The organism is Pseudoalteromonas sp. APC 3893, from assembly GCF_030408095.1.
Classification (GTDB): Bacteria; Pseudomonadota; Gammaproteobacteria; order Enterobacterales; family Alteromonadaceae; genus Pseudoalteromonas.
The window spans coordinates 1-8,787 of record NZ_JASDCD010000044.1 but is presented as its reverse complement, the minus strand read 5'-3'; the positions used below and the strand labels follow the sequence as shown (position 1 = coordinate 8,787).

Sequence of the window (8,787 nt, the reverse complement as noted above, 5' to 3'; positions counted from 1 at the left end):
CATCCAGATGTTACAGCACTAATAATAAGGAAAAGTACATCGACAAGGTTATGATGCTGGTTGATAGTTGAGCGGTTATCTTTTACAAGTTCTAAATGGGAGAATAAGGACATAAGAAATATAAAGTGATGAAATTTATAGTATTAGATCATAAACTATGAATGTTTACAAAGTATGATCCTGCCCTGTGTTTCAGGGCCTGCGGTCGCAATCTCAAATAATGGTTCGTGGTTGGCAAAAAAGGCCTGCAACGGGGAAGGTATTTTAATGTCGACTCGCTGGGCACTGGCTTCATATCTTGAGTCTGGCCAGTTGCAAGAGCTTAACTTTGAACACCCACTCACCATTAGTCAAGATGCTGAAATGGCCGTGTATTTGCTTTATCAAAAGCAACGCTATTTAGTGCCAAAAGTAAAAGCCGCAGTCGATTTTTTAGTACAAAAACTGCAAGTAAAAAATGAGTCTAATTTGCTCTAGCTAAAACATTTAATGTGATATGGATTCAGAACAATTATAAATAAATCAATATTATTAGCTTAATACAATTAACTGCCCATTAAATGCTTATTCATGGCGTACGTATTATCAAGTTGTTGCTCTATTAAACTAATCGTTTGCTTATTTACGTCTAATGCTTTTGCTGTGTTTCTAAAGTTTAAAATAATCTCTGCTATTTCAGATATTATAACTTGTACTTGTTTCCAATTAGCGTAACCAGCGGCAGAGGCCAGCTTTTGAATCGCTTTTAGTGGCGGGTTTTTTCCAAATCCAGCAAACGAAGTAGCATGCTCATTAAAAGGGTGAGGACTAAAAGTGACATCATAAAAAGGCGCTAAGTCCCACTCACCAGAATCTTCTTGTAAAAAAGCCCAGTTTTTACTGTGGTCGTCTTGGTTACAGCTAAATAAATTAAACATAGCCCGACGAAATTGTAATTGCCCTGCAGCAGGTGATTTGCATAAAACACGGCTCGCTTTAATTAAATCCTCATAATCTAATGTAGGTGTGCGAAAATCTGCATCTAGCAAGCCACATGCGCTATGCATATGTTTGCAGCCCATTTTATCACCCATTAATTTAAACCTATCAAATCGTTTTAAGGCAAGCCATTGCTTTGCACCGGTCCCTTCTGGGGCGGGTACCAGTAATCTCTGAGGAGGGTTTAATCCCGCTTGTTCAGCTAAATCCAAATACACAGCTTCACATAACCCTTCCTCATGTCCTAAAGCGAGGTTTTTGGATGTGAATTTTATTAACCAAGCATCATCACCTGTTTTAGGTTTTGTTCTACATTCTTGTATATTATTGTCAGGAAAATAAATTTGGGCTTTAGGGCGTGCACCGCCGGAACTACCAGCAGCCACTAACGCAGAAAGTACTTCTTCTGTTTGTCCGTCAAATATTGCTTGGGCTTGTTGGCCTAATGTAGCAAGACCAGCTTCAGCGTTATTTGTGTCATCATAATGAGTTTCAGGTGTAAACGATAATGCTCCCATAGCACAATGGCCAACAAAAGACAAGCGGTCCATTTGGGTCACAAAGTTAGGCATTATATTATTTTGTCTGAATACACGGTCCTGTAGTAGTAACCCCCACCCATCAGGTAAACAATCAGAAAAGACCCCATGCAATCCATTATGTGGGCTTTTGGGTGCTAACTGAACATCTCTATTGAAGGCGAGTGAGAATGGCGAAAGATTACCATATGTGTCTAAATAGCCTTGATCGAATTGAAAGTAAACACCTTGCCTATTTTGAGCTAGTACACCCACCATTAACTCTGTTGAGTCTGACAGTGTACGTTTTACTTCTAGCTTCTCTATGGGTTTAAAGGCCATTGTTTAATACCTGATCAATAGACGTTGGCGCATTCTTACTTTGAGCTGGCGCTTTTGTTAAGTCATATAAACGAGTTAAATCGTCGAGTGTTTGCCACAAAAGTAATAGCTGCCTGAATGAAATAAGCCCTGTAACCTCAAACTTTTTTATTGTAGAAGCAGGTACTGTGCTTTTTTTCGCTAACGCTTCGCGTGACATTTTTGCTTTTTTGCGACGTTCTTTTAGGTGCTCAGCAAAAGCCAGCTGCACATCACCTTCGCTTAACAATAAATAATTGATAATAAACTCACTCGAATTAGTTTGGACATTACTGTAGCTAAAAAGCTATATTTTGCAGGTTAATAGACATTATAGTGTCTATTTGTTGGTTGTAAAGGTAATGGTGGCGCTAATTGCCTGCCACAATTTTTATTGTTTGAGATCAATAAAATAATAGAGAATAAAGTGCATAATTCACGGCTGTAATTTTATGCTAGCAATATGCAATGAGGTTAGATAGTGGCTTTACTCATAAATAGTAAATGCATTAACTGTGATATGTGTGCCCCCGAGTGCCCAAATGAAGCCATTTATATGGGCGCTAAAATTTACCAAATAGACTCAAGTAAATGCACCGAATGCGTAGGCCACTACGACAACCCTACCTGCGTAAGTGTATGCCCCATTGATTGCATTAAGCCCGATCCTAATCATCGCGAAAGTATTGATGAACTGGCAGAGAAATACGTGAGGTTAACGGGGTAATTTAAACTACTGATTTGATACCAGCAATCCTACCGACATAACCTTTGCCCCATAATCCTAATTTGGGTATTATCTTGGTTAACAAGAACAATGGATTAGCCATTTAGTTATTAGCTAATAAGGCTGGCAAAGGAATCGTATGTCATTACCCAATTACCAATCTTTTATGACTCCTCTTTTAGCAATGATATACTTGCAAGCCAAGCGCGATACCGATAGAACAGTAGCACATTCAGCTATTTGCTGATAAAGGGCGCACAGCTTACCGAACTCAAGCTTACTAATAATTTAGGCGTAAGCGCCAAACACGTATTTGGAAGAATAAAATGACAACGAATAATAACTTTTCTCAAACCGCTGCTTTTATTTGGTCAGTTGCAGACCTGCTTCGCGGTGACTTTAAACAGTCTCAATATGGCCGTGTTATTTTACCCTTTACCCTATTACGCCGTCTTGAGTGTGTGCTCGCACCAAGTAAAGATGCTGTAGTAGCCGAGTTTGAGCGCATTAAAGCGTTAAACCTGCCAGAAGATGCACAAGAAAAGTTATTAATAAGAGCGACCAAAACTGTAAATAACGAAAGCGGCTTAACCTTTTTTAATACCTCGCCTATGGATTTAGGCAAAATGGGGCAGGGCGATATTAAAGCCAACCTTGAGCGTTATATTCAATGCTTTTCAGCCGATGCCCGCGAAATATTTGAGCATTTTAAGTTTGATGAGTTTATCGGATTGTTAGATGATGCTAACTTACTTTTTAAAGTCGTTAAAAAATTCGCCACGACCGACTTAAGCCCACAAGCTATATCAAATCACGATATGGGCTTAGTGTTTGAAGAGCTAATACGTCGCTTTGCTGAAAGCTCTAACGAAACCGCAGGAGAGCACTTTACCCCCCGCGATATAGTACGTTTAACTACTTCGCTAGTATTTATGGAAGACGATGACGCTCTAACTAAAGAAGGGATTATTCGCACTATTTACGACCCAACAGCGGGCACAGGCGGCTTTTTATCATCGGGTATGGAGTACGTGCATGAGCTTAACCCTAATGCGGTTATGCGCGCATTTGGTCAAGAGTTAAACCCAGAATCTTACGCTATATGTAAAGCCGATATGCTTATTAAAGGGCAAGACGTAAGCCGTATTAAATTAGGTAACACCTTATCGAATGATCAGCTAGTAGTCGATAAGTTTGATTACATGCTGTCTAACCCGCCATTCGGTGTAGATTGGAAAAAGATTGAAGGCGATATTAAAGACGAGCATACCTTAAAAGGTTTTGACGGTCGCTTTGGTGCAGGCCTACCAAGAGTGTCAGACGGCTCATTGCTATTTTTAATGCACCTTATTAGTAAAATGCGCGATGCATCCGATAACGGCGGGCGTATTGGTATTATTCTAAATGGTTCGCCTTTATTTACGGGCGGTGCAGGCAGTGGTGAAAGTGAGATTCGCCGTTATATTTTAGAGTCTGACTTACTTGAGGCAATTATAGCCTTACCGACTGATATGTTTTACAACACAGGTATTGCTACTTATGTGTGGGTATTGTCGAACAAAAAAGCGCAGCAGCAAAGCGCTGAGCGTAAAAACAAGGTTCAGCTAATTAATGGCGCTAACCTGTGCGGTAAAATGCGTAAATCTCTTGGCTCTAAACGTAATATTATGAGCGAAGACGACATTAAAATAATCACTCGCAGCTTTGGTAATTTTGCACAAGTAGAAACAACAACACTTGAAGAGCTAGGCTTAATTAAATCAACTGAGGCTAAAAGTAGCCGAGGTCGCCAAGCGGCTAACCCAAAAGCTGAAGTAGCAAAAACCTTTGCCAGTAAAATATTTAATACCTATGAATTTGGCTATCGTCGTATCACCATAGAGCGCCCGTTGAGATTGTCAGCGCAAGTAACTGATGAAGCCATTGCATCACTTCGTTTTGCACCTAAACCTTACAATGCAGCGATGATGGCGCTTTATGATAAGTTTGGCACACAGTGGTCTACTGACGATCAGTATGGCGATTTGAGCGCCGTTGAAATTGAGGCCAGAGCGATTATTAAAGCCGACTTCCCAGAGCTGAAAGAAAAACAAATTAAAGATGTATTAGAGCCTAAGCTTTGGTTATTCCAAAAATCCCTTATAGAAAAAGCGCAGCAACTACAAACACAGCTAGGTGACGATGCTGGTGGTAAGCAGCTGCAATCAGACGATTTTAACCAGTTTGATATTACCTATGCACAAGCACTTAAAGCACTCAATATTAAACTCGACACTAAAGAGAAAAAACAACTACTCGATGCCATCACTTTCAAAAACCCAGCGGCTGAATGCGTGGTTGATAAATTATTTAAAGATTCAGCAAACCCAATGTATGGAGCATTTGAATATCAAGGTAATGTTAAAAAGTGGCAAGGAAAAGTAGTTACTTATAAGCAAGATGGCGACCTGCGTGATAACGAAAATGTCCCACTAAAAGAAGCTTATTTAAACGGCTCAACTCAGTCAAGTATTAGCACAACCCAAATGGTTGAAAACTACTTTAACCGCGAAGTTGCACCGCATGTAAGCGATGCATGGATTAACGACACCAAGTGTGATGATAAAGACGGCGAACTAGGTATAGTTGGTTATGAAATACCGTTTAACCGCCATTTTTATGATTACCAGCCACCGCGTGATTTAGCCGAAATTGATGCTGAACTTGATGCTGTGAGCAGTGACATAATGACCTTATTGCAAGAGGTTCATTCGTAATGAAATATTGTGATCGTAAGTCATCTAATATACTGACTTTGCAGCTAAAGCTAACCTCATGGTGGGTTAAAGCCCAACAAAAAACTATTATTAATTTGCTATTATTATTGACCTTACCGTCATTAAAAACTAATATAATACGCAATATACCCGCCAAGCCTATGGGTTTTGATTTATCAAAATTTATGCTGAAATTGTGCGGGTTTTCTTTTTTCTACGCCTTAATAGCTTCCTCCTATTTAAAATATATATCTCAGCTAGTAAAAAGTGTCGATAGGGAATTGATGTGATCCCATTTTTCAAACCCTCGATTAGCCTTGATGAGCAAATAGCGTTACTCCAGCAACGTGGGCTAAGTATAAAAGAGCCTGAACGAGCTAAACATTATTTAGAGGTTATTAGCTTTTTTAGACTATCAGCCTATATGCGGCCTTTTCAAAAGTTACACCATGAAGAGCACCCATTTAATGAAGGCAGTGAGTTTAAACAAGTGGTTGCCTTGTATGCTTTTGACCGAGAGCTTAGGCTGTTAATTATGGATGCGGTTGAGCGCATTGAAGTTGCTACCCGCTCCATGTTTAATAATGTTATGGGCCCAAAGTATCAACAAGACGATGAACCTTATAGTGGCTCTCACTGGTACATTGACCGCAATCACTTTAATCGCAATTATGATCATAATCGATTAATTAAATCATTAAGTGATAAGCAGGACAAAGAGCGTGGCATTTTGGCAAGAGAAGCCGCAAAAATTAATAATTCGCCGCAACATACCCCCCAAAAAAAAGCGGAACTAATTAATCTAAAGCAACGTGAAAACTATTGCCGATATTATGTGAGCCATTATAACGAGCCTAATTTACCACCGTGTTGGGCAGTAATTGAAGAGCTAACACTGGGTGAGCTTTCTCACTTATATAAAGGGTTAGTTAAAGACTCCGACAGAAAAGCTATCGCAAAGCGCTTTAATGTTCCTCAGGATAAGTTTGCTAGTTGGTTACATACACTTACCTTTATTAGAAATTGTTGTGCACATCATGCTCGCTTATGGAATAGGGAGTTACCTATTGCACCCAAGCTACTAAGAGACGCAGAATGGCAGTTACCCCCAGTATTACCTAATAGCCATATACAGCCTGCAAAACGCTTATATTCAGTTTTATTATTGTTGGCACACCTAATGAGAGAGGTAAGCCCCGATAGCCAATGGACAGACAAGCTTGTTCAATTAATAGTTAAACACCCAGAAGTACCAGTTAGAAATATGGGGTTTCCTGAAAATTGGGCAACGCATCCATTTTGGGCTTTGAAGGATGATGAGAATGCATAAAAACAAACACCTAAAATCACAGCAAACAGCAGAATATAAGCAATGGCTAACAGAGCTTAAACATAAGGTGGTATCTAGCCAGCAAAAAGCCTTTGTTAAAGTGAATACCGAGCTTTTAGCTCTGTGCGGGCAATTGGGCTACAACTTGTTGCCCAATTGGTTTAAATCTTAATTTGGAGGTTCGCATGAGTGAGTTAAAAGCTAGCAAGTATCAGGCTTATCCTGAGTATAAGGATTCTGGGGTTGAGTGGTTGGGTAGTATTCCTTCTCATTGGCAAGTTATCCCCGTGAAACATTTGGCGGCTCTTACCCCAAAAAAATCTGCTATCGATGCTGAATTATTGAGTCAAGAGTGTAGTTTCTTGCCGATGGAAAAGCTCAAGTTGAATTCAATCACTCTGGATGAGAAACGCTTAGTTAGTGATGTTTATAACGGATATACATATTTTGAAGACGGCGATGTGCTTATGGCCAAAGTAACGCCGTGTTTTGAAAATAAAAATATCGCAGTAGCTTCGGGTTTGTTGAACGGTATTGGTTTTGGTTCTTCTGAAATCTACGTTCTTCGCTCTAATGGCCGAGTAAACAATCGCTTCTTATACTATCGCTTGCAAGAAGATAGTTTCATGTATATTGCTATTGCAGCAATGAGTGGTGCTGGTGGTCTAAAGCGCGTACCTTCTGAAATTGTGAGTGGATATTCGCTTGCTAAGCCTGAATTGGCCGAGCAAACTCAAATAGCTAACTTCCTCGATCACGAAACCGCTAGAATCGATACCCTAATTGAAAAGCAGCAGCAACTGATTGAGCTACTAAAAGAAAAGCGCCAAGCGGTGATCAGTCATGCTGTAACTAAAGGCCTAAATCCAAACGTCCCAATGAAAGATTCTGGTGTCGAGTGGTTAGGTGAGGTACCAGCTCATTGGATTGCTTCAACTTTAAAGCATTATAGCGAGGTTATTGACTGTAAGCATATAACAGCAGAGTTTTTTGATGATGGCATCCCTTTAGCGAGTATTAGTGAAGTTAAAAAGTGGTTTGTAGATTTATCAACAGCAAAGTATACGAGTGAAAAGTATTATAATGAACTTATTGGTGGAGGCCGAGAGCCCAAGGTTGGAGATATCATTTATAGTCGAAATGCAACTGTTGGCGAAGCCGCTATTGTAAGCGAAGGGCTTCCACCGTTTGCAATGGGGCAGGATGTTTGTTTGATCAGACTATCTAACGGGTTACTTCCTTTGTTTGCTATGTATGTTCTTCATTCCAGTGTAATAAGTCAGCAATTAGAACTAGCAATGGTTGGTTCTACATTCAAAAGAATAAATGTTGATAATATTAGAAACTTCGCATTCGTAATACCACCATTATCTGAGCAAGATCTAATAGTCAGTGAATTAGAAGCGCTAACTTCGAAATATGATGTGCTTATTAACAATGCAACTAATGCTATTGAATTGATGAAAGAGCGCCGAACAGCTCTAATCTCAGCCGCAGTAACAGGCAAAATCGACGTGCGCAATTGGGAGCAGCCTAATGACTAATAATGTTATGCCACCGTTTGGGCAGCTTATTTTATTTGAAACAGATGAAGGGCAAACCAAGGTTGAATGTCGCTTTGAAACAGAAACGCTCTGGTTAACTCAAAACCTAATAGCTGAGCTTTATCAAAAGAGCGTACCGACTATAAATGAGCACTTAAGTAATATTTATAGTGAGGGCGAACTTGAACGAAATGCAACCATTAGGAATTTCCGAATAGTTCGAAAAGAAGGCACACGCGAAGTTGCTCGTGATGTAGCGCATTATAATTTAGAAGCCATATTAGCGGTGGGTTACCGCGTGCGCTCTAAGCAAGGCACCCAATTTCGCCAATGGGCGACAAGAACATTACAAGAGTACCTAACCAAAGGTTTTGTAATGGACGACGAACGCCTTAAAAACCCAGATAACATGCAGTACTTTGACGAGCTATTAAATCGTATACGTGATATACCCATCACACCTCAAGATGCAGAATTTAACACCTGAAAATTGTCGTTAATTCTGCTCGCCAAAATATCGCCTAAATTAGGAAGTGTTTGACTAAAAAACTCATCGATTTTATCTCTAAATTCT

General features: G+C 39.8%; 7 protein-coding genes and 4 pseudogenes. 7 read left to right on the top strand and 4 right to left on the bottom strand.

Annotated features, from left to right (window positions below):
* A pseudogene (locus QMA12_RS21600) lies at positions 1-113 on the bottom strand (ISAs1 family transposase); the annotation flags it as partial.
* Positions 114-189: 76 nt separating this feature from the next.
* Between QMA12_RS21600 and QMA12_RS21595 the strand changes: the two are divergent.
* Positions 190-477 (top strand): annotated as a pseudogene (locus tag QMA12_RS21595) (LysR substrate-binding domain-containing protein); the annotation flags it as partial.
* 68 nt (positions 478-545) lie between these two features.
* Here the strand turns inward: QMA12_RS21595 and QMA12_RS21590 are convergent.
* Positions 546-1,838, bottom strand: coding sequence for a type II toxin-antitoxin system HipA family toxin (locus QMA12_RS21590; RefSeq protein ID WP_290211449.1), 1,293 nt, complete (start codon positions 1,836-1,838; stop codon positions 546-548).
* Entirely contained in the window at positions 1,828-2,118 is a 291-nt protein-coding gene (locus QMA12_RS21585; protein WP_290211450.1) for a helix-turn-helix transcriptional regulator, read from the bottom strand. Before QMA12_RS21585 ends, QMA12_RS21590 begins: the two co-directional genes overlap by 11 nt.
* Before the next feature lie 219 nt (positions 2,119-2,337).
* On the opposite strand from QMA12_RS21585, the gene QMA12_RS21580 reads away from it, so the two are divergent.
* From QMA12_RS21580 to rhuM, 6 genes and pseudogenes are all read left to right on the top strand, one after another.
* Positions 2,338-2,583 carry a YfhL family 4Fe-4S dicluster ferredoxin gene (locus QMA12_RS21580; protein ID WP_290211448.1) on the top strand — a complete coding sequence of 82 codons (246 nt, stop codon included), beginning with the start codon at positions 2,338-2,340 and terminating at the stop codon, positions 2,581-2,583.
* Between the two features lie 326 nt (positions 2,584-2,909).
* Positions 2,910-5,339, top strand: coding sequence for a class I SAM-dependent DNA methyltransferase (locus QMA12_RS21575; protein WP_290211447.1), 2,430 nt, complete (start codon positions 2,910-2,912; stop codon positions 5,337-5,339).
* 286 nt (positions 5,340-5,625) lie between these two features.
* Positions 5,626-6,669 (top strand): Abi family protein, encoded by a 1,044-nt coding sequence (locus QMA12_RS21570; protein ID WP_290211446.1) that lies wholly within the window; start codon positions 5,626-5,628, stop codon positions 6,667-6,669.
* Positions 6,662-6,841 (top strand): hypothetical protein, encoded by a 180-nt coding sequence (locus tag QMA12_RS21565; RefSeq protein WP_290211445.1) that lies wholly within the window; start codon positions 6,662-6,664, stop codon positions 6,839-6,841. Before QMA12_RS21570 ends, QMA12_RS21565 begins: the two co-directional genes overlap by 8 nt.
* A 13-nt stretch (positions 6,842-6,854) precedes the next feature.
* A complete protein-coding gene (locus tag QMA12_RS21560) occupies positions 6,855-8,213 on the top strand; it encodes a restriction endonuclease subunit S (RefSeq protein WP_290211444.1) in 1,359 nt (452 codons plus the stop codon).
* A pseudogene (gene rhuM, locus QMA12_RS21555) lies at positions 8,206-8,664 on the top strand (RhuM family protein); the annotation flags it as partial. The gene QMA12_RS21560 and the pseudogene rhuM, both read left to right, overlap by 8 nt.
* 11 nt (positions 8,665-8,675) lie before the next feature.
* Here rhuM and QMA12_RS21550 read toward each other — a convergent pair.
* Positions 8,676-8,787, bottom strand: a pseudogene (locus QMA12_RS21550) (IS630 family transposase); the annotation flags it as partial.